The sequence below is a fragment of the Dactylosporangium cerinum genome (genome assembly GCF_042653625.1).
Lineage (GTDB): Bacteria > Actinomycetota > Actinomycetes > Mycobacteriales > Micromonosporaceae > Dactylosporangium > Dactylosporangium cerinum.
The window spans coordinates 253,875-276,575 of the sequence record NZ_JBHSIU010000086.1; the positions used below are offsets into that span (position 1 = coordinate 253,875).

Genomic DNA, 22,701 nt, shown 5'->3' on the forward strand with positions numbered 1-22,701 from the left:
GGTATGCACGCCCTGCAGATCCTCGCCGAGAACAACTTCGGGGACACCCGCTCGGGCGGTTTGGCCGGTCCGATGGGACTGCTCATCATCGTCCTGCTCGCGATCGCGACGGTGTTCTTGATCCGCAACATGACCGCCCGGATTCGCCGCCTTCCCGCCGAGTTCCCGGATCCCGACAAACCCGCCACCTCGGCCGACGAGCGCGACCTCGGCGGCGGGCCGGAGCCAGAAGCGCGGCTCTGACCACTGTTGTGCCTTTCTTCCGTGCTTTAGCCTTCACGGGGTGCGCGTTCCTTTCGCTGGACGCGTCTCCCTGTGGGGCAGGGAAGGGGGGCAAATGGTGGACACCCCGTTTGTCCATATATCTGCTCACGCTGCGCATTCACGCCAGCGCTTAGCGTTATTGTCGTTCATCGATCCGGCGCATCGATGAGACCCGTGCCGGTGCGGCTGACCGCCGCCGTGGCGTCCGCCGCTGCCGTCAGCGTGGTCCTCGCCGTGTTGCTGACCGCCGGGTTCCCGGCGAACCGATACGCCGCTTCCCAGGATGTCCTCGCCGCCGTCGCCGCGGGTTTCGGCGTGGTGGTCATCGCGCAGCTCGCCCGCCTGAGGGTCCGCGCCGGAGCCGGGCACGCCACCCTCGCCTGGGGCGAGGCGGCGATGGTCGTGCTGTGTGTGAACCTGCCGCCCGCGGTGATCCCGCTGGTCGTCCTCGCCGGCGTGGGCGTGTCCCACGCCGTCCTGCGCGTCGTCGACGCCCGCGCCGGTCGCGTCCGCAGCGCCCGCGACCTGCTCTACAGCGTCTCCGCGCTCACCGTTGCCGGCAGCCTCGCCGCCCTCACCACGGTCCTCGTCCAGCCGGTGCACGACGTCCCCCTCACGACCAGAGGCGTCCTCGCCCTGTGCGCCGGCGCGCTGGTGTACTGCGTGGTCGCGATCAGCCTGGTCGCCGCGCACGTCGCGACCTCGCGCGGTGGCCGGCCGGCCACCGTCGCCGTCGAACTGCTGCGCGGCAAGCTGCTCATGGTCGTCGGCAACATCGTGGTCGGCCTGGTCATCGTCTGGGCCTGCGTCACCGACGCGCTCCTGCTGCTGCTCCTGCCGCCCGTGCTGTGGCTGCTGCAGCAGCTCTACGCCACCCGCATCGGTGACCGTGAGGAGCGCCGCACCTGGCACGAGTTCGCCGAGGCGACCCGCGACCTCAACCGGCTCGACGTGCGCGGCACCGCCGACGCCGGCATCGACGGGGCCCGGCGGCTCTTCGGCGTCACCGGCGCGCGGGTGATCCTTGCCGACGGCACCGTCTTCGGCACCACCTCCGCCGCGCCCTCCACCGCCCCGGTCGGGCACCCCCTCGCCGTCGGCGCCCTCGCGGTCGGGGAGCTCGAGCTGGCCGGCCTCGGCCGGCTGCGGCCCCGCAACCAGCGGATGCTCGACGCGTTCGGCGACGCCCTCGCCGCCGCGCTGCACGACGCGATCACCCAGGACGAGCTGCGCACGATGAGCGAGCGCACCACGTACGACGCGATCCACGACCCGCTGACCGGTCTGCTCAACCGGGCGGCGCTGCTGTCGCGTGGCAACGCCCTGCTGCGCCGCCGCGGCGTCGACGACCCCGTCGCGATGCTGCTGCTGGACGTCAACGACTTCAAAGAGGTCAACAACGCCCTCGGTCACGCCGCCGGCGACGAGGTGCTGCGCGTCATCGCCGGCCGGGTCACCGAGGCCGGCAACGCCGGTGACCTGCTCGCGCGGCTCGGCGGCGACGAGTTCGCGCTGCTCATCACCGACCTGGACACCGGCGGCGCCGACCTCGCCCTCGCCGCCGCCGTCGAACGCGCCCGCAAGCTCGGCGTGCAGATCGCGGTGCCGATGCGGATCGACGGGGTGCTGCTGTCGAAGGAGCCGTCCATCGGGGTGGTCGTCGCCGCGGCCGGCGAGGTCGACCTCACCGAGCTCCTGCGCCGCGCCGACATCGCGATGTATCAGGCGAAGCGCGCCGTGCAGCCGGTCGCCTGGTACGACGCCGGCCGCGACGACGCCAGCACGGACCGCCTGGCCCTGCTCGCCGAACTGCGCGAGGCGCTGCACTCCGAGGAGCAGCTCACCGTCGAGCTGCAGCCGGCCGTGTCCCTCGCCGCCGGCGCCCAGCAGATCACCGGCGTCGAGGCCCTCATCCGGTGGCGGCACCCACGGCGCGGCCGGCTCGCCCCCGACCAGTTCCTGCCGGTCGTGGAGGCCAGCGAGCTGATGGGCCCGCTGACCAGGTGGGTCCTGGACCGGGCCATCGGCCTGGCCTCCGGCTGGCGGCGCGCCGGCCTGGCCGTCCCGGTGTCGGTCAACATCTCCGCCCGGAGCCTGCTGGAGCGGCAGTTGCCGGAGACGATCGGCGACCTGCTCGCCCGGCACCGCCTCCCCGCCGAGCTGCTCGTCCTGGAGATCACCGAGACGGTGATGCTGTCCAAGTCGCCGGTCATCGACGACGTCCTCGCTCGGGTGCAGCGCCTCGGCGTCCAGCTCGCGGTCGACGACTTCGGCACCGGGTTCTCGTCGTTCACGGTGCTCACCCGGCTGCCCGTGCAGGAGGTGAAGATCGACCGTGAGTTCGTCTCCCAGATGATCGACTCGCCGAAGGCCGAGGCGATCGTCCGGGCCACCGTCGAGCTGGGGCTCCGGCTCAACCTGCGGGTCGTCGCCGAGGGTGTCGAGAACCCGGATCAGCGCGCCGCCCTGGCGTCGCTGGGCTGCACGTCCGCACAGGGCTTCCTGTTCCACCCGCCGCTGTCCGCCGACCGGCTCGCCGCCGTCCTGCGCGAACGCCGCCAGGTTCAGCGCCGCCACCTGCGGGCCGAAGGCGCCAGTTAGCGACCGGTCACCCTCCGCATCGAGGGACCTCGGTGTCTGGGCGCTGGTGTTAAGGTCGCCGCATCATCCTTGAGCGGGGGCTGGGATTGCGTGTCATCGATGTGTCCGACCTGGGGCGGACGTTCCGCTCGCGCAGCGGCCTGCGCCGCACGGAAAAGGTCGTCGAGGCGGTGCGCGGCATCTCCTTCCAGGTCGAGCGGGGCGAGCTGTTCGGTCTGCTCGGGCCCAACGGCGCCGGCAAGACCACCACGATCAAGATGCTCATCACGCTCCTGCTGCCGACCAGCGGCCGGATCGAGGTCCTCGGCCACGACGTGGTCGCCAGGCCCCGCGAGGTGCGCCGGCGCGTCGGTTACGTCTTCGGCGGCGACCGCGGCCTGTATGAGCGGCTCTCCGGCCTGGACAACCTGCGGTACTTCGCCGAGCTGTATGCGGTGCCCGCCCGCGAGCAGCGCGCCCGCATCGGCGAGCTGCTGGAGCTCGTCGGACTGACCGGCCGCGAACGGGAGCGGGTCGAGGGCTATTCGCGCGGCATGCGGCAGCGTCTGCACATCGCCCGCGGCCTGCTGCACCGTCCCGAGGTCCTGTTCCTCGACGAGCCCAGCATCGGCATCGACCCGGTCGGCGCCCGCGAGCTGCGGCAGACCGTCAAGGCCCTCATCGAGCAGGGCACCACGGTGCTGCTCACCACGCACTACATGTTCGAGGCCGACGAGCTCTGCGACCGCATCGCCGTGCTCGCCGGCGGCCGGATCGTCGCCGAAGGCACCCCCGAGCAGCTCAAGCAGAAGGTCAGCCTCGGCAGCGTGGTCGAGGTCGAGGTCTTCGGCCTGCCGGGTGGCACCGACGAGCGGATCCGTGCGCTGCCCGGGGTGCGCTCGCTGGTCGTGGAGGAGCGCGGCCCGGCCCAGGTCCTGCTGGTCCACGCCGAGCCCGGCTCCGAGCTGACCCAGCCGGTGCTCAGCGCCCTCGACGGCGCCCAGGTCGGCCGGGTCTCGACCCGCCAGCCGACCCTCGAGGACGCCTACGTCGAGCTGGTCGGTAGGGCGTGACGCATTCCGGCGCGGCGGAGGTGGCGGCGTGACGGTCTTCCGCGTGATCGGCGTCGCGTGGTGGTTGCAGCTGAAGATGCGCAGCCGCTCCGCCTTCGACGGCGTGCTCGGCATCCTGTATCCGCTGTTCTTCTCCACCGTCGTGTTCATGATGTTCACCCACGGCGGCGCGCAGGGCCCGGCGCTGCTCAGCGCCGCCGTCGGCGCCAGTGTCATGGGGGTGTGGTCCTCGACCAGCACCACCGCCTCGGCCGCACTGCAGCAGGAGCGCCGCCAGGGCACGCTGGAGCTGCTGGTCGCGGCGCCGACCCCGCTGCCGGTGGTCATCCTGCCCGTCACGCTGTCGATGGCCACCATCGGTGCCTACAGCCTCGTCGTCACGCTCCTGTGGGGCCGATTCGTGTTCGGCGTCGACCTCATCGTCCAGCGCCCGGTCCAGTTCGTCGTCGCGGTGGTCGTCACCGTCGTCTCGATCGGCGTCCTCGGCTTCCTGCTCGCCGTCTCCTCGGTCCGATACCGCACCGCGTGGGCGCTCGGCACCGCCCTGGAGATGCCGGTCTGGCTCATCTGTGGCTTCCTGGTGCCCCTCGACCTGCTGCCCACCTGGATCCGGCCGGTCTCCTGGCTCCTCGCGCCGACCTGGGGCATCGACGCGATCCGCGCCGCCGCGGAGGGCCGGAACGCCCTGCCGGCGCTGGCCGCCTGCCTCGGCCTCGCCGCGGCGTATGGCGTGCTCGGCTCCCTCCTGGCGATCCGCCTCGTCGACGCCGCCCGCCGCCACGCCACCCTGGCGCTGACATGAGTGGTCCGGAGCGCAGCGGAGGGGCCGCTCATCAGGAGCGCAGGGTTGGCTCAGGTCGGCGCCGGAGCGCAGCGGAGGTGACGGCGTGAGCGGTTTCCGGTTGTTTCTGCTGGGCGGGCTGACCAGCTATCGGGCGCTGTTCTCGTGGCTGAGCCCGTGGATTCTGATCCCCACGTTCATCGTCGGGCCGATCGCACAGATCCTCTTCTTCGCCTATGTGGGCCGTGCCGCGGGCGTCGGCGACGACGCGTTCTACGTCATCGGCAACGCCGTGCAGAACGCCGCGATCCCGTGCATCTTCGCGATGGGCATCACCGTCGGCGACGAGCGCCGCCAGGGCACCCTCGGGCTGCTGCTGGTCTCGCCGGCGCGCCGGATCCCGCTGTTCCTCGGCCGGGCGCTGCCGGTCGTGGTCAACGGCCTCGCCGTCGCGCTCGTCGCGCTGGGCGCCGGGTCGGTGCTGCTGGACGTACCGATCCATGCTTCGTCGTTGTTGTCCCTCACCGGTGTGGTGGCCGTGTCGGCCTTCGCGTGCACCGGTCTGGGCCTCGCCAACGCGGCCCTGTCGCTGCGCGTCCGCGAGGTCGCCGTCCTGTCCAACCTGGTCGTCGGCGTCCTGCTGGTCTTCGCCGGCGTCAACGTCCCGCTGTCCGACCTGCCCGGCTGGATGGCCGCCGTCGCGCAGTGGCTCCCGTTGACCCACGGCATCGCCGCGGCCCGCGAGGTCGCGGCCGGTGCGGGCCTGGCCTCCGTCCGCGACGACGTGCTCGCCGAGGCCGCCCTCGGCACCCTGTACGTGCTGGTCGGCCTGGCCCTCCTCGCCTGGTTCGAGCGCGAGAGCCGCCGCAAGGCCACCCTCGACGTCGCCTGACCGTCACCGCCCCGGCCCGGAAAGTCTGCGGCCAAGTATTGGAATGGAGTATTCCGTTCTGATAGACTGATTGCAGTCACCGAGTTGAGGAGTGCGCGATGAGCTCGAACACCTGGACCGTCCTGGACGAGTCGCACGCGGCGTTGCGGGCGGTGCTCGCCGGTCTGCGGCCGTCGGACCTGCACCTGCCGACGCCGTGCGAGCGGTGGAACGTCACCCAGGTCCTGCAGCACGCAGCGGGCGACCAGCTCGGCTTCGCCGCGACGATCACCGGCGAGGGCTGGCCGACGTACGACCCGTTCGCCCCGTCGGGCGAGCTCGACGGCGACTTCGACGCGTTCGTGGCGTACGTCGAGGAGACGATGCGGGCGTCCGCCGCGGCCTGGGCGACCATCCCCGCCGACGCCGCGGAGGCGCCCACGCCGCTGCCGCAGGGCAAGCTGGCCGGCTGGATCGGCGCCGGTGCGTGCGGCCTCGACGCCGCCGTCCACGCCTGGGACGTCGCCGTTGCCACCGGGCAGCCCTCGCCGCTGTCCGACGCCCTCGCGGAGCAGCTGCTGCCGGTCGCGCGGGAGATCGTCGAGCCGCTGCGGGCGTACGGTGCCTACGCCCCCGCCCTGCCGGCCGCCGGCGGGCCGGCCGTGACGCTCCTGCGCTACCTGGGTCGCGCCGCCTGACGTTCGGCCTGCGTGGCGCCCCGGCCAGGGGTGATAGCTCCGGTACCGTCGGCCTCATGCGCGGGGAGCGGACGGTACTCGCCGTCTTCGTGGTCGGGGTGGTAGCGGTCGCCGCCTTCGTGGTCCTTGACCGGTACGGGGGGTCGGCCCAGTTCGCGGACCTGCCGGGCGACGCCGACGTGAAACTCGTCGGCAAGTTCACGCCACGGCAGGTCGACCGGCTGGCGTCGTTGCCTCAGGCGGCGGCCGTCGAGTGCGGCACCACCCTGTACGGCGTCACGGCCGTCACCTCCCGCGGCCTGCTCAACGGCGCCACGGTCCTGACCGCCGCGAACCGGCCGGGGCTGCGCTGGTCGGAGCTGCGGTCGGGGGCGTACCCGGCGACGGACGCGCAGCTGCTGATCGACGAGCGGACCGCAGCCGCCCACGACATCCGCGCCGGCGAGCGGGTCACCCTCTCCCGCGGGCGGATCGTGACCGAGGCGATGGTCGTCGGGATCGCGGCCCGCCCCTCGGACCGCGCCGTCGGCGCCCGCGAGGCGGTGTTCCTGCTCCCGTCGGGTGCGGTGGCGGCGCTGGAGGGCGGGGCGCCCTGCGACTCGGTGACGGTGGAACTGCGCCGGCGCCGTGATGCGAGCACGTTCAGCCGGGCGGCCCACGACCTGCTCGACACCCCACCCGCAGTCATCTACGACGAGTCCCTCCGCGGCCACGTCTGACCGTCCCGCGCAGCCGTTGCCCGCGTCCCGCCGATCGAAGGCGTGGGCTGATCGTGGGGGCCGCGCCGATCCTTCGATCATGGCGTCGAGTCTCTCCGGGGCCGCGTCTGACTCTCCCGCGCAGCCTTCGGGCGTGTTCCGCCCGCGGAGTGGATCTTTCGGGTGATCGAAATCGCGGGATGGTCGTCGGGACGGCCGCGCGACGACTTCGACCTGCTCAAAGATCGGTGCAGCGCGACCGCCGGCCGCCCACGTCGGTGTCATGGTGGCGCGGGTGTCGTTGTGGCGCCGCGCGCCTGCCGGGCCCGCGTGATCGAAGCGGGCAGCCGGCTGGTGATCACCAGGGGAGATCCACTCCCGGCGCAGCGCACGCGAGCAACGAGGCTGATCCGGCGGCGGGTCGGCGTGCGGGCCAAGGTCGCGCCGCCGCCGGGTTGCCGAAGAGGGCGCGGGTCGCGTTACGGCTGGGAACCGGACCAGGTCAGCGACAGCCCCGTCGCCGCGCGGGCCGCCCGGATCTCCATCATCTCGCCCAGGATCACGGCCCGGTCGACGACGACCAGGGTGTCGTCCAGGGAGTACGTGGTCCGGTCGCTGACGAAGACCGGCGTGCCCACCGCCGCCCGCAGGTGCCCCGCCAGGGTCTCGTCCAGCACGTCCGGCCGGATCGTCTCCGCCGCCCGGGCGACCGCGACCCCGGCGTCCGCAAGGGCCGCGTAGAGCGACTTGGTGGTGAAGTCGACCGCACGCAGCCGGTTGCCGAACGGCTTGCGGACCCACGACACCTGGTGCACGGCGGCCCGCCCCGCGAACTCCCGCACCCGCTCGAGCCGCAGCGCCGGTGCTCCCAGCTGGACCGCGACCGCGGACGGCGGGCGGCGCAGGCTGCTGTCCAGCACCCGGGTGTGCACCTCGTGCCCCTGGTCGCGCAGGTCGTCGGCGAGGCTGCGCAGCGACCCGAGCCGATACGCGAGGTGCGGCGGCGACACGTAGGTGCCCTTGCCCGCCTGCTGGACGATCAGCCCCTCGTCGCTGAGATGGCGCAGGGCCTGCCGCAGCGTCATCAAAGTCACGCCGTAGCTGTGGCTGAGGTCCCGCTGCGCGGGCAGGGCATCGCCCGGCGCGTAGTGGCCGGCGCGGATCTTCTCGGCCAGGTCGGCGGCGATGCTGCGATATCGCGGCTCGGAGCTGATCGGCTCACCCTTCGTCCATGGCCTCCCGGATCGACCGGAGATATGCCCCGAGCTCGGCCGGTGCGGCGCCGTCGAGCACCCGGCGCATGATCGCGGCGCCGATGACGACACCGTCGGCGAGCTGGGCGGCCTGCGCGGCCTGCGCCGGGGTGGAGATGCCGAATCCTAGCAACACCGGCAGGTCGCTGCGGGTGGTGAGCCGCCGGGCCAGGTCGGCGGCGGACGCGGCCAGCGTCTCGCGCTCGCCCGTGGTGCCCATGACCGTGACCGCGTAGACGAAGCCGCGGCTGCGGCGGGCGATCTCGTCGAGGCGCTCGTCCGTCGTGGCCGGGGACGCCAGCAGCACCAGATCCAGGTCCTGGTTCTCGAACTCGGCGCATTCCTCGAGCGGTAGGTCGGGCACGATCAGCCCGTCGAAGCCCGCGTCGCGGAGGTTGCTGCAGAAGGCGCGGTCCCGCACGACGAGGTTGGCATACGTGCTGGCGACGAGCGGCACGGTGCCGGCGACCTCCGAGACGCGGGTCAGGATGCCGCGCAGGGTGGCGCCCCGGGTCAGTGCCGCGTGGGTGGCCTCCTGGATCGTGGCGCCGTCCAGCGTCGGGTCGGAGAACGGCAGGCCGATCTCGATCGCGTCGGCGCCGGCGTCGACGAGCGCCCGGAGGTGATCGGTCCAGTCGGCGACGGCGCCGCCGGTGAGATACGGCATCAGGATCTTGTGGTCGCTCGGCAGTTTCACAGCAGCTCCTTCAGCGCGGAGATGTCCTTGTCGCCCCGGCCGGACAGGGTCAGCAGCACGGTCGAACCGGCGGGCAGCGTGCCGTCGGCGGCGGCACGGATCACCCACGCGACCGCGTGCGCGGACTCGAGCGCCGCCACGATCCCCTCGGTGCGGGCGAGCCGGACGACCGCGTCAACGACCTCGGCGTCGTCGACCGTGACATAGCGCGCCCGGCCGAGGTCGCGCAGGTGCACGTGCTCGGGGCCGATGCCCGGGTAGTCCAGGCCGGCCGCGATCGAGTGCGCCTCCAGCACCTGGCCGTCGTCGTCCTGCAGGAACATCGAACGCACCCCGTGCAGCACGCCGAGGGTGCCGCGGGTGGCGCCGGCGCCGCCCTCGGCCTCGACCCCGACCAGCTTCGCCGTGGTGTCGACGAACCCGGCGAACGTCCCGGCCGCGTTCGACCCGCCGCCGACGCACGCGACGACATAGTCGGGCACGGCGGCCGGCAGGGCGGTGGCGCACTGGCGGCGGGCCTCGTCGCCGATGACCCGCTGGAACTCGCGCACCATCCACGGATAGGGCATCGGGCCGAGCACGGAGCCCATGCAGTAGTAGCTGTCCTCGGTGGCGCCGACCCAGTGGCGCATCGCCTCGCTGGTGGCGTCCTTCAACGTCCTGGCGCCGGTGCGGACCGGCACGACCTCGGCGCCGAGCATCCGCATCCGGAACACATTGAGCGCCTGCCGCTCGATGTCGCGCTCGCCCATGAACACGGTCGCGGACAGCCCGAACATGGCCGCCGCGGTCGCGGTCGCCACCCCGTGCTGCCCCGCCCCGGTCTCGGCGATCAGCCGTTTGTGCCCCATCCGGGTCGCGAGCAGCGCCTGGCCGATCACATTGTTGATCTTGTGGGAGCCGGTGTGGGTGAGGTCCTCGCGCTTGAGCAGCAGCGTCACGCCGAGCTCGGCGGACAGCCGCACCGCCGGCGTCAGCGGCGTCGGCCGGCCGACGTGCGTGGCGAGCAGGCCGGCGAGCTGGTTGCGGAACGCGGGGTCGGCCCACGCGGACCGGAACGCCTCCTCGACCTGCCGGCAGGCACCGATCAGCGACTCGGGCACATAGCGCCCGCCATATTCCCCGAACCTGCCCAGCGGTCCCGGATCGTCCATCAGCTGCACGCGGGCCGGCGTGCGGTGCGGCCGGATCAGCAGATCACCCATGGTGTGATCACTCCAAGAGTTCTAGAACTGTTGTGACTGTTCTAGAACAGTGGCAGACTCGGGCGGAGATGTAAAGCGGCCGGGGCAGCGGGCACCTGTCCCGGTGGCGTACTGTCCAGCGTCGATCGGATTGTTCGAGCAGCACGGGGGAAGACATGGACGCATCGACCTTCCAGGTGCCGCCGCGGGTCGCGGCGCTCGCCCAGCGCCAGCAGCTCGGCAGCCTCGTCGCCGTGCACAAGGGCGACCACCCGCTGGTGGAGTGCGTCACCGGCCTCGTTATCTCGGCCGTGCTCTTCGGCGCCGCCGCAGGCATCAGCTGGATCGTCTCGAACGTCGAGTTCCTGCAGTTCAAGCTGCTCGCCATGGCGGTGGTCCTGCTGGCGATCGGCGGCCTCGCCGCGGCCGGCTACTCCTTCTTCCGGCTCTTCGGCACCTACGTGATCGTCCACCACTACCAGCACGGCCTGGTGTGGACCCGCAACCGCCGCGTCGACGCCGCCCAGTTCTCGTGGATCGACGAGATGTACGTCACCCGCAAGGAAGTCACCGGCGACGCCGCGACCGGCTCGAAGATCACCGCCGCCGGCCTGGTCACGCTCGACGGGCGTGCCGTCGACATCACCGGCGCCGACAAGGCGGACTACGCGGCCTTCGTCGAGCGGATCGAGGCGGAGCTCACCGCCCGCAGCCGCCTGATCCTGCCCGAGCGCCGCAAGCCCCCGACCCGCGGCGCCGTCGGCCTCGGCATCAGTGACAAGGCGGTCGCCGCCATCGCCGTCATCGGCGGTGGCATCCTCATCGCCGCGGTCGCCGTCCCGCTGGCGAAGGCCGGCCTGCCCGGCGCCGTCGCCGCGGTCATCGGCTTCCTGGTCATCGGCACCGCCACGGGCCTGGTCGGCGCGCGACTGGACCCACGCTTCGCCGTCGTCGGCGGGATCCACGCCTCCATCGGCGGCCTGGTCGCCATGATCGCCGCCGCCCGCGCCCTGCCACAGCTCAACGGGTACCTCGTGGCGACCGTCGTCCTCATCATCGAGATGGGCATCCTGGCCGCCGTCCTCAACGCGTACCGCAGCCTGCCGGCCCTGTCGCCCACCGGCGGCCGCAAGCGTCTCGCGGCCCGGCAGAGCTGGGAGTTCCTGCCGTCGCTCGCGGTGCCGGTGCCCGGTCCGCAGTCGGCCCGCAAGCTCCTGGGTGTCCAGGAGGGCGCGCCGTCGGTGGAGCTGTTCGACGTGGTCAGGGGCGCCGTGAACGGCGTGCCGGTGCTCGCCGGCGACCGGTACCGTCGCAAGCCCCGCCGCTCAGACCCGGTGCAGACCGTCTGGATGGTGCCCCTGCCGGCGCCGGTGCCGTTCCTGGCACACACGTCCTTCGACAACACCGGCCAGGTCGCCGCGACCGCCCCCGACCCGGCCCTGGCCCAGCTGTTCGCCGGCCACGTCCCCACCCCGGTGGCGATCTTCGACACGGTCCCGCCATGGTGGATCGAGGGCCAGTACCTGCTGTGCGAAGGCGGCACCGGCGACCCCGACACGATCCTCGCCTGGGCCACCACCCTGACCCGCGCCGCGACCGCCATGCCCTGGGACGCAGTCCGGGCCCGACCGGCGGGCAGCAACGGAGCCGCCTGAGGTCAGAGGGGCCGATACAGGCGATCGAGGTCGACGAGCAGGATGCGGTCATCCCTGGCCGCCGCCGCGGTCAACTCGTCGGTGAATCCCGTGCCGCCGTAGAGCGTGAGCACCGTCTCGCCGGTCTCGTAGCCCCTGAGGCTCAGTAGGTCGCGTGCCCTGGTCAGGCGGTTCAGGTGGTGATGGCCGATGGTCTCGCCCCACTTCGCCTCGCCCAGGGAGACGATGCGCCTCGCTGTGTTCGGCTGCCGTGGGGCGAGAGCGACCACGTCGACCTCGATCTGCGTGCGACGTTGTGGATCGCTGACCGCGCCCGAGCCGACCTCGCCCGGCTGATCCCCGAAGAGTTCGGCTCCGGAGTCCAGCGCGAACGCCCGGCACAACGCTTCGAAGTGCGGGCCGACGACCTGAGCGAGGAACGTCTCCCGGGTGGCGGACCAGACCTGCTCGGCGCGGTGGATCTCCAGCTCGGCCCACCGGCTGCGCATGATCGCCTCATAGAAGGTGATCAGGGGTTCGACGATCCGGTAGCGGGATCGGCCCTGCCGGAACAGGTCCGGCTCGCGGCCGATCAGCGCGCAGTCCTCCAGGACGTTGAGCGGGTGCGTGATCTGGTCGGACTTCCTGCCGATGAAGCTCGCGATGCCGCCGTTGGTGTTGTTGCCGCTGGCGATTGCCGCCAGCACCGAGTGGTAGAGCGCCGGATCCCGGATGGCCGACTCCTCTGCCAGCAGGTATCGCGCCTCCCTGAACAGCGGTGTCTGCGGGTTCAGGACCGTTCGGATGACCCACGGAGCGAAGTCGTCGAGGTCGGCGGGCCGGTCGCCCTGGGTGAACTCGTAGCGGTACGCCGGGGTGCCGCCGACGACCGCGTGGACCAGGACGGCGAGCCGGGGATCCGTGATGCCCCAGAAGGCCGCGGAGTCGCGGTATCCGAAGGGATGGATGACCAGCTCAAGGCTTGCGCGGCCGCGCAGCGGTGCCTGGCCGGACAGGAGCTCTCCCATCACCGACATCGCCGATCCGCACAGCACGAGCCGCGCGGAACTCGTCTGCCCCGCGCCTCCCGGGCCGAGCTCGCGCTGGATGATCGACGGCAGCGCGGGCGACGTCCTGACCAGGAACGGGAACTCGTCGATGATCACGACGGCCGGCCGGTCGCGGAAGCTGCGGAACAGGTGCGCGACGGCCTCGTGCCAGTCGCGGAAGGGGGCGTCGGCCACCACGCCGGTCTGACGGGTGAGCGACGCGTTGAACAGCCGCAACGACTCCGCCTCGGTGGCCTCGGTGGCCGCGAAGTACATGCCGCCGCAGGCCTCGGCGAGTGACTGCAGGAGGAAACTCTTGCCCTGCCGGCGGCGGCCGCTCACCACGCCGAGCGCCGCAGCGCCCCGGGTCGCGCCGAGCGGAAGGCCGGTGAACCTGGTCAGGCCCTGCCACTCCCGGTCCCGAGCGAAGATCTTTTCAGGCTTTTCCATCGCCGCCCCCACCTGGTGGTCAGAATACAGAAGTATAGTTCCGGGAAGTGTACTTCTGTGAACCAGGCTGCCATGTCAAGTGCCGACGTCCGAGCGTGTCGTGCATGAGAGGCTGAAGGCATGGCCAACCGTCTTGCCGACGCGACCTCGCCCTATCTGCAGCAGCACAAGGACAACCCGGTCGACTGGTGGCCGTGGGGGGACGACGCCTTCGCGGAAGCCCGGCGGCGGGACGTCCCGGTCCTGATCAGCGTGGGTTACTCGGCGTGCCACTGGTGTCACGTGATGGCGCACGAGTCGTTCGAGCATGAGGGCGTCGCCGCGCTCGTCAACGAGCTGACGGTGCCGATCAAGGTGGACCGGGAGGAGCGGCCCGACGTCGACGCGGTGTACATGACCGCGACGCAGGCGATGACCGGGCAGGGCGGCTGGCCGATGACGGTGTTCGCCACGCCCGACGGGGAGCCGTTCTTCTGCGGCACCTATTTCCCGCGCGACGCGTTCGAGCGGCTCGTCAGGGCGGTGTCCGACGCGTGGCGCGGGCAGAACGAGGCGGTGCGGGAGCAGAGCGCGAAAGTGGTCGACGCGATCCGGCAGATCGCCGCGAAACCGCCGGCGAACCCGATGCACGAGGGCGTGCTGGACGCGGCGGCGCAGAGCCTCGTCAAGAGCTACGACAAGGAGCACGGCGGGTTCGGTGGCGCGCCGAAGTTCCCACCGCACATGAACTTGCTCTTTTTGCTGCGGTACCACCAGCGCACCCGTGACGACGAGGTGCTCGACATCGTGCGGTACACCTGCGAGCGGATGGCCCGTGGCGGCATGTACGACCAGCTCGCCGGCGGTTTCGCGCGGTATGCCGTGGACGGCACGTGGACGGTGCCGCACTTCGAGAAGATGCTCTACGACAACGCGTTGCTGCTGCGGGTGTATGTGCAGCTGCACCGCATCGCCGGTGGCGGCACCGCTCGGCGGGTCGCCGGGGAGGTCGCCGACTTCCTGCGGCGTGACCTGCACGACGGGCACGGGTTCATCTCGGCGCTGGACGCGGACACCGACGGCGTCGAGGGCCTGACCTACGCGTGGACGCCGGCGCAGATCGACGAGGTCCTCGGCGAGATCGACGGCGCCTGGGCCCGCTACCTGCTCGAGGTGACCGCGGACGGCACGTTCGAGCACGGCGCCTCGGTGCTGCAGCTGCCCGAGGACCCGCTCAACCTGGAGCGCTGGCTGGACATCAAGCAGCGCCTGCTGGCCGCCCGGGACGCCAGGCCGCAGCCGGGCCGGGACGGCAAGATCGTCGCGGCGTGGAACGGGTTGGCGATCACCGCTCTGATCGAGTTCGGCCAGGTGTACGGCGATCCGCCGGCCGTTCAGCTCGCCGTCGACACGGCCAGGTATCTGGCCGACGTGCACATCGTGGACGGCCGGCTGCGACGGGTGTCCCGTAACGGTGTGGTCGGGACGCCCGCCGGCGTGCTGGAGGACTACGGCGCGGTCGCCGAGGCGTTCTGCGCGGTGCACCAGGCGACCGGCGACGGCGAGTGGCTGACCCTGGCGGGACGGCTGCTGGACGTGGCCCTGGAGCGGTTCGCGGACCCGGCCGGCGGGTTCTTCGACACCGCCGACGACGCGGAGCGGCTGGTCAGCCGGCCCGCCGACGTCACCGACAACGCGACCCCGTCCGGCCTGTCCGCGATCGCGGCCGCGCTGGTCACCTACTCGGCGCTGACGGCGGACGTGACCAGGCGGGAGGCGGCCGAGCGGGCGCTCGCCACGGTGGCGATGGTCGCGGCGACCCACGGCCGGTTCACCGGCTACGCCTGCTCGGTCGGCGAGGCGCTGCTGTCCGGCCCGTATGAGATCGCGATCGCCACCGACGACCGCAACGACCCGCTCGTCGCCGCCGCCTGGTGGCACGCGCCGCCGGGTGCCGTGGTCGTCGCGGGCCCGCCGGACGCGCCGGGGGTGCCGCTGCTGGAGGCGCGGATCCAGCGCGACAACCTGCCCACCGCCTACGTCTGCCGCAACTTCGTGTGCGACACGCCGGTGACCGCCCTGGAGGACCTGGTCGCGGGTCTGGGCTGAGCAACAAGCGGTTCAGCGACCAAGCGGGTTCAGCGAACAGTTCAGCGTCAGGCGAACACGCCTGCCCTTGGCATGCCCTTGTAACGGTGTAATCGTGTAATCAGCGATACGCGAGCAAGGGAGTAAGCACATGCGACGAGGAGAATGGCGGCCCCGCGCCGAGCAGCCACCGCCGGCCACCGACGCGCCCGCCTGGATCGGCGGCGCGCTGCCCGAGGGCTGGTTCACCGGGCCCGCCGAGATCACCATCGACCGTGACGAGATCACCATCGTCGGGCGGCTCAGTGAGCCCACCCTGGCGGACGACGCGAGCGACGGCGACCGGGCCGCCGCCGAGCAGGGCCGCATCGCCGGGTTCCGGGAGACCACCCGGGACCAGCGGATCGGCATCGCGCAGCAGCTGGAGCGGCGTTACCAGCGCAAGGTGGCGTGGGGCGTGCGGGTCGGCGAGACCCGCGAGCTGTTCACCACGTTCTCCGCGCCGGTGATGACGCGCCTCCGGCAGGCGGAGCGGCAGGTCCTGGACACGCTCGTCGACTCCGGCGTGGCCAGGTCCCGCTCCGAGGCCCTGGCCTGGTGCGTCGCCCTGGTCGGCCAGCACACCGAATCCTGGCTGGCCGAGCTCCGCCAGGCCATGACCCAGGTGGAGGAACTGCGCAAGCAAGGCCCCTCAGTGTGATCCGCGCCGGTCGCGGCGCCCGCGAGGAGGGCGCCGCGACCGGAAAACGTTAGGCTCACCAGCCTATGGACTCGCGAACCGGACTCCCCGTCGTGGGCATGGTGGGCGGCGGCCAGCTGGCCCGCATGACCCACCAGGCCGCCATCGCCCTCGGCCAGTCGCTGCGGGTGCTCGCCGTCTCCGCCGACGACGGGGCCGCGCTCGTCGCCGCCGACGTGGTCATCGGCCGGCACGACGACCTCGACACGGTCCGGGCCTTCGCGAAGGGCTGCGACGTGGTCACCTTCGACCACGAGCACGTGCCCGGCGACCTCATCCGCACCCTCGCCGCCGAGGGTGTCACCCTGCTGCCCGGCGCGGACGCGCTGCGGTTCGCCCAGAACAAGCGCGAGATGCGCACGCACCTGGCGGAGCTGGGCTTCCCCGTGCCCAAGTGGACGGCAGGGGACATCAAGGCCTTCGGCGACGAGGTCGGCTGGCCGATCATCGTGAAGACCGCCACCGGCGGCTACGACGGCCGCGGCGTGTTCAAAGCCCACTCAAGCAAAGACCTCCCAGACCACCAGGACCTGATCGGCGAGGAACTGGTCCAGCTCAAGCGGGAGCTGGCCGCCGTCGTCGCCAGGTCGCCGCTGGGCCAGGTCGCCGCCTACCCGGTCGTCGAGACCGTCCAGAAGGACGGCATCTGCGTCGAGGTGCTCGCGCCCGCCCCGGACCTGGACGAGGACCTCGCGATCGAGGCGCAGCGGCTCGCCATCGACCTCGCCACCCGCCTCGGCGTGGTCGGCGTGCTCGCCGTCGAGCTGTTCGAGACGACCGACGGCCGGATCCTGGTCAACGAGCTGGCGATGCGCCCGCACAACTCCGCGCACTGGACCATCGAGGGCGCCAGGACCTCGCAGTTCGAGCAGCACCTGCGGGCCGTGCTCGACTACCCGATGGGCGACACCCGGCTCACCGCACCGGCCGTCGTGATGGCCAACGTCCTCGGCGGCGCCCCCGGCGGCATGTCGATCGACGAGCGGCTGCACCACCTCTTCGCCGAGGAGCCCGGCGCGAAGGTCCACCTCTACGGCAAGCAGGTCCGCCCCGGCCGCAAGATCGGCCATGTGACGGTCCTCGGCGACGACCTGGAAGACTGCCGCCGGCGCGCCGCCAGGGCCGCCCGCATCCTCGAAGAAGGGTATGAGCATTGACCGACGTCGGCATCATCATGGGCAGCGACTCGGACTGGCCCGTGATGCGCCTGGCCGCCGAGGCGCTGGACGAGTTCGGCATCGCCCATGAGGTGCGGGTCGTGTCCGCGCACCGGACGCCGCACCTGATGCTCGACTACGCCGGCCAGGCCGCCGACCGCGGGCTGAAGGTCATCATCGCCGGCGCGGGCGGCGCGGCGCACCTGCCCGGCATGGTCGCCTCCGTGACCCCCCTGCCGGTCATCGGCGTCCCCGTGCCGCTCAAGTATCTGGACGGCATGGACTCGCTGATGTCGATCGTGCAGATGCCGGCCGGCATCCCGGTCGCCACCATGGCGATCGGCGGCGCCCGCAACGCCGGCCTCATGGCCGTGCGCATCCTGGCCGCCGCGGACCCCGCCCTGCTGGCGAAGGTCCGCGACTTCCAGGATGCGCTGCGAACGATGGTGGCGGAGAAGGACGCCGCCCTCAGCCAGCAGGTCACGGCGACGAAAACTCGCTCCAAGGGTTAGCCAGGTTCCAGCTGCTGTCGGCCGAGAGGGCCTGTGGCCGCTGGAAACCGGTGCCGTTGCCGGCGGAGATGTACACCGCTGACTCGAAGTGCCGCAGGTATGAGCCCGCGATGTTGATCGACTCGAACGTGATGCCGGTGCCGCCGACGCCCGGGCGGGCGCAGAAGGTGGCGTCGGCGGAGAACAGGGCCGAGCCGTCGTTCACCGCGTTGCGGACCCGGCTGTCGGCGTGCCGCAGGAACTGGCCCGGGAAGTTCACCGACTCGAACGAGTAGCACGACGAGTCGGCGAGGCCCCGGCGGACCGTGTACGTGGCGTCGGCCTTCAGCAGCGCGCTGCTGCCACCGTTGACGATCTCGGTGTACGCGAGGCTGTCGGCGTGGCGCAGGTAGCGGTCGGTGAAGCCCCACGTGGTGACCTGCAGCGACTTGCGCACGTCGGTCTGCAGCAGCACCGAGCTGCGCCACAGGGCCGGGACGGCCGTGTTCCAGGTCGCGTCGGCGGCGAAGCCGGTCGCGGTGTCCCAAGCGTTCGGGCCGCCGCTGCGGGCGAGGTAGACGTCGTCGGCGTAGTGGCGGAGGTACGAGCCGGGGAAGTTCAGCGACTCGAACGACGTGCCGCCGGCGGCGAGCCCGTGAACCCGCCGGTGGCGGTGCCGACGACGGTTGAACCGTTGAGCGCCTCGGCGAAGACCGTGTGGCCGGTGACGTTGCCGCGGGTGAACACCCGGACCCGGGCGGTGTTGCTGGCCAGGTTGGCGTAGATGTCGACCGAGTAGATCGACGACACGGGGGTCGGCTCCAGCCAGACCGTCTGCCAGATCCCGGACGTCGGGGTGTAGAAGATGCCGCTCGGGTTGTTGGTCTGCTTGCCGATCGGCTGCTTCTCGCCGCGGCCGTCCGTCGGGTCGTAGACCCGCACCACGATCTCGTTGACGCCGCCGTTGAGCTGCGGGGTGATGTCGACCTCGAACCGGTTGTAGCCGCCCTTGTGGGTGGTCACCTGCGTGCCGTTGACCCAGACGGTGGCCTCGTAGTCCACCGCGCCGAAGTGCAGCTGGACCCGGCGGCCGTTCCAGCCGGCCGGCACGGTGAACGTGCGCCGGTAGAACATCAGGTCGCGGTTGTCGTTGCGCATGATGCCGGACAGCGCCGACTCGACCGGGTAGGGCACCAGGATCCGCTCGGGCAGCGTCTGGCCCAGCGGCGGCGCCGCGTTGCGGTTGACGTTGCCGGCGCCGTCGGTGGCGGGGTTGAGAAACTCCCACAAAATCCCTCACGCGAGGGCATGAAAAAAGCTCACGCACCCGCGGCGCGGGTGCGTGAGCTTTCAGCGTGGTCTGTCTTGTCCTTGAGTGATCGCCGGCCAGGGCCGGCGAGGCTCAGACCGGGCGGATGTTCGAGGCCTGCGGGCCCTTGGCGCCCTGGGTCACCTCGAACTCGACCCGCTGGTTCTCCTCCAGGCTGCGGAAGCCGCCGGTGGCGATGGCCGAGTAGTGCGCGAACAGGTCCGCGCCGCCGCCGTCCGGCGTGATGAATCCGAAGCCCTTTTCGGCGTTGAACCACTTCACGGTGCCGACAGTCATTTGATGCTCCTCGCAGGTTGATGGTGTCCACACCGTGTGGACACCGCGTCGCTGCGGCTGATTACCCTCATCCCAAGACAGGGCTGGAACGCAAAAAAGCGCCCAGGGCATCTGATACCCACCCAGGCGCTGGCAAAGTATGCGGAAACCAAAACTGCAACGCTTCACACTCTACCACTACAAAAGGCGCCTAACAGCCAGAACGAGGGAACCGGACGAGGGCCGATCCAGGCGACGGGTGTACCGTGACCCCGGAAGGTCCGGCCATTTTCATCCCTGGCGCCGAGCCCGCCGACGAAAGGTGGGCGCGGTGAACACGTCCTTCGGCCTGTTGAGCACATACCCGCCGACCCAGTGCGGTGTCGCCGCCTTCGCGGGGGCGCTCAGCACCGCGCTGTCCGCCGCGGCGGGCGTCGACCGGGTCGGTGTCGTGCGGGTCGTCGACTCGCCGACCTTCACCGACCGGCCCGAGGTGATCGCCCACCTCCAGGCCAACGCGGCCGGCTCCGCCGAGGTCGCTGCCGCCGCGCTGGACCGGCACGACGTGGTGATCGTCAACCACGAATACGGCATCTTCGACGGCAACGACGGCGACGGCGTGCTCGACCTGCTGCACCGGCTCCGGTCGCCCAGCATCATCGTGCTGCACACCGTGCTGCGCCGGCCGACCCCGCACCAGCAGTGGGTCCTGGAGACCGTGGCCTCGCTCGCCGGCGCCGTGGTCATCACGACCGAGTCGGCCAGGACGCGCCTGCACGAGACCTACACGGTCGACCCGGGCAAGGTGCACGTCATCCCGCACGGTGCGCTGGTGCAGCCGGCGATCCGCACGATCAGCTCGTCCGGTGAGCCGATGGTCCTCACCTGGGGCCTGCTCGGCCCGGGCAAGGGTGTGGAGTGGGCCATCGCCGGGATGCGCGAGGTCAGGCACCTCGCGCCGCGCCCGCGCTACGTGATCTCGGGCCAGACGCATCCGAAGGTGCTCTCCGAGGAGGGCGAGTCCTACCGGTTGGGGCTGTACAAGAAGGTCCGGGCGTTCGGCGTGGCGGACCTGGTCAGGTTCGAGCGCTCGTATGCGGACCCGCCGGCGCTCGCCCGCCTGGTCGACCGGGCCGACGTCGTGGTCCTGCCGTATGACACGACCGATCAGGTGTCCTCCGGCGTGCTGCACGAGGCGGTCGCGGCGGGCAAGCCCGTCATCGCGACCAAGTTCCAGCACGCGGTGGAGCTGCTCGGCACCGGCGCGGGCCTGCTCGTGCCGCACCGCGACGGCCCCGCGATCGGTGCCGCGCTCAAGCGGCTGTTCACCGACCCGGACCTGGTGGCGGGCATGCGGGCGGAAGGCCTGCGGCGCACCGCCGGCACCGACTGGGACACCATCGCCACGCGCTATCTCGCGCTGGCCGCGACGCTGCAGGACGCCACCTCCAAGGCCTGAGCACGTCCGCACCCGGACCCGCCCCACGGCGGGTCCGCGTGCCGTCGCTCCGTGAGCGCTCCCGGGATCTGAGCGCCATGTGGATCCTTGACACATGTAGATAGCCGAATTGAGACTGGGAGCGTTCACGGAACATCACCCCGAAGGAGTTCCTGTGCGCCGAAGTCCCCGCCTTGCGGCCCTCGTGGGCGCGCTCCTGCTGGGCGCCGCCGCCCCAGCGCTGACCCCGGCCGCGCCCGCCACCGCGGCCACCACCCTCACCATGCGCGGCGCGGACGTCTCGTCCCTGCAGCGCAGCCTCGACCTGGGCGCCAAGTACTACACCGCGGCCGGCACCGCCGCCGACCCGCTCGACGTGCTCAAGGGCGCCGGCGTCAACTACGCCCGGCTCCGGATCTGGAACAACCCCGCCAGCGGCTACAACAACCTCGCGAAGGTGCTGATCGACGCCAAGCGGGTGAAGGCCAAGGGGCTCGCGCTGATGGTCGACTTCCACTACTCCGACACCTGGGCCGACCCGGGGAAGCAGTACAAGCCGGCGGCGTGGGCGAGCCACGGCATCGCGGCGCTGCAGACCGACGTCTACAACTACACGTACAACGTCTGCACCGCGCTCAAGGCGCAGGGCACCACGCCGGACAGCGTGCAGATCGGCAACGAGATCAACGTCGGCATGCTGTGGAACGACGGCAAGGTCGTCAACAACAACTTCACCAACCTCAGCCTGCTGCTGAAGGCCGGTTACAACGCGACCAAGGCGTGCAACGGCGGCACGAAGGTCATCATCCACACGGCCGACGCCGACAGCCAGGCCAACGCCCGCTGGTTCTACGACGGCATCACCGCCAAGGGGGTCGCCTGGGACATCACCGGGCTGTCGTACTACTGCATGTGGCACGGCACGCTGTCGAACCTGGCCACGGTCATCACCGACGTGCGCACCCGCTACGGCAAGCCGGTCGTGCTCGCGGAGACCGCGTATCCGTTCACCTCGGCCAACGCCGACGGCGAGGCCAACTCGGTGAACAGCACCTGCTCCGGCTACCCGGCGACCTGGGCCGGGCAGGCGGCCAACTTCACCGCCGTGCAGAACACCGCCCGCGGCGCCGGCGCGATCGGGGTCTTCTACTGGGAGCCCACCTGGTATGCGGTCCCCGGCAACGGCTGGGACCCGGCGAACATCAACGGCACCGGCAACCAGTGGGACAACATGGCGGTCTTCAACTGGACCGGGCAGGTCAACCCGAACGTGGTCTGGACCCCGTAGCGCTCTGCACGAACGCGGCGGCGGTGGCGCGCTGGACCAGGGCCAGTTCGGTCTGGGCGGCCAGCGCGTCACCGGTCGTCGCCGGGTCGCGCAGCTCCACGACCGCCAGGTCGAGGTTGAGCTGCGCGAGGGTCGCCTGGGCGAGCGGCCCGGCGTGGCTGCCGCTCGGCGTGCGCACCCCGCCGACCAGCACGACGACGGTCGCCCGGTTGCGCACCGCCGCGGCAATGGCGACGACCGGTGTCACCACGGTCAGGTCGGCCACGTCGTCGAGCAGCTCGGCGAGGCGCACGGCCGCCGAGCCGCCCGAGACGCCGACCGCCATCCCGGGTGTCACCAGCGCCGCGGCCTCGGCCGGTGACAGCACCGGCCGCGCCACGTAGACCTCGCCGGCGACCCCCGCGCCGGCGACCCCCGCGCCGGCGACCCCTGCGCCGGCGGCGTTCTCGACAGGGGCCGGAACCGAAGCGGGCGGGTGCGTCACAGCGGTGCGCATCCTGACCGGGCCCCGCTCCGCGCGGGCGCGCACCGCGACCGCACCGCCGTGCACCCGCTGGACCAGGCCCTGGTCGGCCAGGGCGGACAGGTCCCGGCGGATCGTCGGGATGGACACCGCGAACCGGTGGCTCAGCTCCCGCAGGCTGACGCCGCCCTGCTCCCGGGCGTCGGCGAGGATCTGGGCGCGGCGCAGGTCGATGAGCACG

The 22,701-nt window shown here is 71.7% G+C and carries 22 protein-coding genes and 1 pseudogene; 14 read left to right on the top strand and 9 right to left on the bottom strand.

What is annotated here, in order from left to right; genetic code table 11:
* Positions 1-3 precede the first annotated feature (3 nt).
* From ACFPIJ_RS50160 to ACFPIJ_RS50190, 7 genes are all read left to right on the top strand, one after another.
* Positions 4-243: a hypothetical protein gene (locus ACFPIJ_RS50160; RefSeq protein ID WP_380126557.1), complete on the top strand. Its 240-nt coding sequence runs from the start codon at positions 4-6 to the stop codon at positions 241-243.
* A gap of 186 nt (positions 244-429) precedes the next feature.
* On the top strand, positions 430-2,865 hold the full coding sequence (locus tag ACFPIJ_RS50165) for a putative bifunctional diguanylate cyclase/phosphodiesterase (protein ID WP_380126558.1): 2,436 nt from the start codon (positions 430-432) through the stop codon (positions 2,863-2,865).
* A gap of 86 nt (positions 2,866-2,951) precedes the next feature.
* A complete protein-coding gene (locus tag ACFPIJ_RS50170; RefSeq protein ID WP_380126559.1) occupies positions 2,952-3,917 on the top strand; it encodes an ABC transporter ATP-binding protein in 966 nt (321 codons plus the stop codon).
* Positions 3,918-3,945: 28 nt separating this feature from the next.
* Positions 3,946-4,719 (top strand): ABC transporter permease, encoded by a 774-nt coding sequence (locus ACFPIJ_RS50175; protein ID WP_380126560.1) that lies wholly within the window; start codon positions 3,946-3,948, stop codon positions 4,717-4,719.
* An 85-nt stretch (positions 4,720-4,804) separates the two neighbouring features.
* Positions 4,805-5,590 carry an ABC transporter permease gene (locus ACFPIJ_RS50180; protein ID WP_380126561.1) on the top strand — a complete coding sequence of 262 codons (786 nt, stop codon included), beginning with the start codon at positions 4,805-4,807 and terminating at the stop codon, positions 5,588-5,590.
* 98 nt (positions 5,591-5,688) lie between these two features.
* Positions 5,689-6,267 carry a TIGR03086 family metal-binding protein gene (locus ACFPIJ_RS50185; protein WP_380126562.1) on the top strand — a complete coding sequence of 193 codons (579 nt, stop codon included), beginning with the start codon at positions 5,689-5,691 and terminating at the stop codon, positions 6,265-6,267.
* Positions 6,268-6,323: 56 nt separating this feature from the next.
* Complete coding sequence (locus tag ACFPIJ_RS50190; protein ID WP_380126563.1) at positions 6,324-6,986, top strand: hypothetical protein; 663 nt, start codon at positions 6,324-6,326, stop codon at positions 6,984-6,986.
* A gap of 458 nt (positions 6,987-7,444) precedes the next feature.
* Here the strand turns inward: ACFPIJ_RS50190 and ACFPIJ_RS50195 are convergent, their stop codons facing one another.
* From ACFPIJ_RS50195 to trpB, 3 genes are read right to left on the bottom strand one after another with little or no spacing between them, the layout of a single operon-like run.
* Entirely contained in the window at positions 7,445-8,221 is a 777-nt protein-coding gene (locus ACFPIJ_RS50195) for a GntR family transcriptional regulator (RefSeq protein WP_380126589.1), read from the bottom strand.
* The gene (gene trpA, locus ACFPIJ_RS50200) at positions 8,184-8,915 is read right to left on the bottom strand and encodes a tryptophan synthase subunit alpha (RefSeq protein WP_380126564.1); all 732 of its coding nucleotides are present in this window, start codon (positions 8,913-8,915) and stop codon (positions 8,184-8,186) included. The genes ACFPIJ_RS50195 and trpA overlap by 38 nt, the downstream gene beginning before the upstream one ends.
* A complete protein-coding gene (trpB, locus tag ACFPIJ_RS50205) occupies positions 8,912-10,069 on the bottom strand; it encodes a tryptophan synthase subunit beta (protein WP_380126590.1) in 1,158 nt (385 codons plus the stop codon). Before trpB ends, trpA begins: the two co-directional genes overlap by 4 nt.
* 206 nt (positions 10,070-10,275) lie before the next feature.
* On the opposite strand from trpB, the gene ACFPIJ_RS50210 reads away from it, so the two are divergent.
* Positions 10,276-11,754: a hypothetical protein gene (locus tag ACFPIJ_RS50210; RefSeq protein ID WP_380126565.1), complete on the top strand. Its 1,479-nt coding sequence runs from the start codon at positions 10,276-10,278 to the stop codon at positions 11,752-11,754.
* Positions 11,755-11,756: 2 nt separating this feature from the next.
* Here ACFPIJ_RS50210 and ACFPIJ_RS50215 read toward each other — a convergent pair whose 3' ends face one another.
* On the bottom strand, positions 11,757-13,232 hold the full coding sequence (locus ACFPIJ_RS50215) for an AAA family ATPase (RefSeq protein ID WP_380126566.1): 1,476 nt from the start codon (positions 13,230-13,232) through the stop codon (positions 11,757-11,759).
* Between the two features lie 120 nt (positions 13,233-13,352).
* Between ACFPIJ_RS50215 and ACFPIJ_RS50220 the strand changes: the two genes are divergently transcribed.
* The 4 genes from ACFPIJ_RS50220 to purE all read left to right on the top strand — a co-directional run bounded on the left by ACFPIJ_RS50220 (position 13,353) and on the right by purE (position 17,707).
* Positions 13,353-15,320, top strand: a complete 1,968-nt coding sequence (locus tag ACFPIJ_RS50220; protein WP_380126567.1) for a thioredoxin domain-containing protein — start codon at positions 13,353-13,355, stop codon at positions 15,318-15,320.
* A gap of 130 nt (positions 15,321-15,450) precedes the next feature.
* Positions 15,451-15,999: a hypothetical protein gene (locus ACFPIJ_RS50225; RefSeq protein WP_380126568.1), complete on the top strand. Its 549-nt coding sequence runs from the start codon at positions 15,451-15,453 to the stop codon at positions 15,997-15,999.
* 65 nt (positions 16,000-16,064) lie between these two features.
* The gene (locus ACFPIJ_RS50230) at positions 16,065-17,195 is read left to right on the top strand and encodes a 5-(carboxyamino)imidazole ribonucleotide synthase (RefSeq protein ID WP_380126569.1); all 1,131 of its coding nucleotides are present in this window, start codon (positions 16,065-16,067) and stop codon (positions 17,193-17,195) included.
* The gene (gene purE / locus ACFPIJ_RS50235; RefSeq protein WP_380126570.1) at positions 17,192-17,707 is read left to right on the top strand and encodes a 5-(carboxyamino)imidazole ribonucleotide mutase; all 516 of its coding nucleotides are present in this window, start codon (positions 17,192-17,194) and stop codon (positions 17,705-17,707) included. The genes ACFPIJ_RS50230 and purE overlap by 4 nt, the downstream gene beginning before the upstream one ends.
* On the opposite strand, the gene ACFPIJ_RS50240 is transcribed toward purE, so the two are convergent.
* The 4 genes and pseudogenes from ACFPIJ_RS50240 to ACFPIJ_RS50255 all read right to left on the bottom strand — a co-directional run bounded on the left by ACFPIJ_RS50240 (position 17,676) and on the right by ACFPIJ_RS50255 (position 19,292).
* Positions 17,676-18,161, bottom strand: a complete 486-nt coding sequence (locus ACFPIJ_RS50240; RefSeq protein ID WP_380126591.1) for an AbfB domain-containing protein — start codon at positions 18,159-18,161, stop codon at positions 17,676-17,678. The genes purE and ACFPIJ_RS50240 overlap by 32 nt on opposite strands.
* 90 nt (positions 18,162-18,251) lie before the next feature.
* A pseudogene (locus ACFPIJ_RS50245) lies at positions 18,252-18,308 on the bottom strand (hypothetical protein); the annotation flags it as partial.
* The gene (locus ACFPIJ_RS50250) at positions 18,305-18,976 is read right to left on the bottom strand and encodes a sugar-binding domain-containing protein (RefSeq protein WP_380126571.1); all 672 of its coding nucleotides are present in this window, start codon (positions 18,974-18,976) and stop codon (positions 18,305-18,307) included. The gene ACFPIJ_RS50250 and the pseudogene ACFPIJ_RS50245, both read right to left, overlap by 4 nt.
* A gap of 112 nt (positions 18,977-19,088) precedes the next feature.
* On the bottom strand, positions 19,089-19,292 hold the full coding sequence (locus ACFPIJ_RS50255; protein WP_203845255.1) for a cold-shock protein: 204 nt from the start codon (positions 19,290-19,292) through the stop codon (positions 19,089-19,091).
* Positions 19,293-19,602: 310 nt separating this feature from the next.
* Between ACFPIJ_RS50255 and ACFPIJ_RS50260 the strand changes: the two genes are divergently transcribed.
* Positions 19,603-20,730, top strand: a complete 1,128-nt coding sequence (locus ACFPIJ_RS50260; protein ID WP_380126572.1) for a glycosyltransferase — start codon at positions 19,603-19,605, stop codon at positions 20,728-20,730.
* A 154-nt stretch (positions 20,731-20,884) separates the two neighbouring features.
* Complete coding sequence (locus ACFPIJ_RS50265; protein ID WP_380126573.1) at positions 20,885-21,997, top strand: glycoside hydrolase family 53 protein; 1,113 nt, start codon at positions 20,885-20,887, stop codon at positions 21,995-21,997.
* On the opposite strand, the gene ACFPIJ_RS50270 is transcribed toward ACFPIJ_RS50265, so the two are convergent.
* A complete protein-coding gene (locus ACFPIJ_RS50270; protein WP_380126574.1) occupies positions 21,969-22,700 on the bottom strand; it encodes a DeoR family transcriptional regulator in 732 nt (243 codons plus the stop codon). The genes ACFPIJ_RS50265 and ACFPIJ_RS50270 overlap by 29 nt on opposite strands.
* Position 22,701 lies beyond the last annotated feature (1 nt).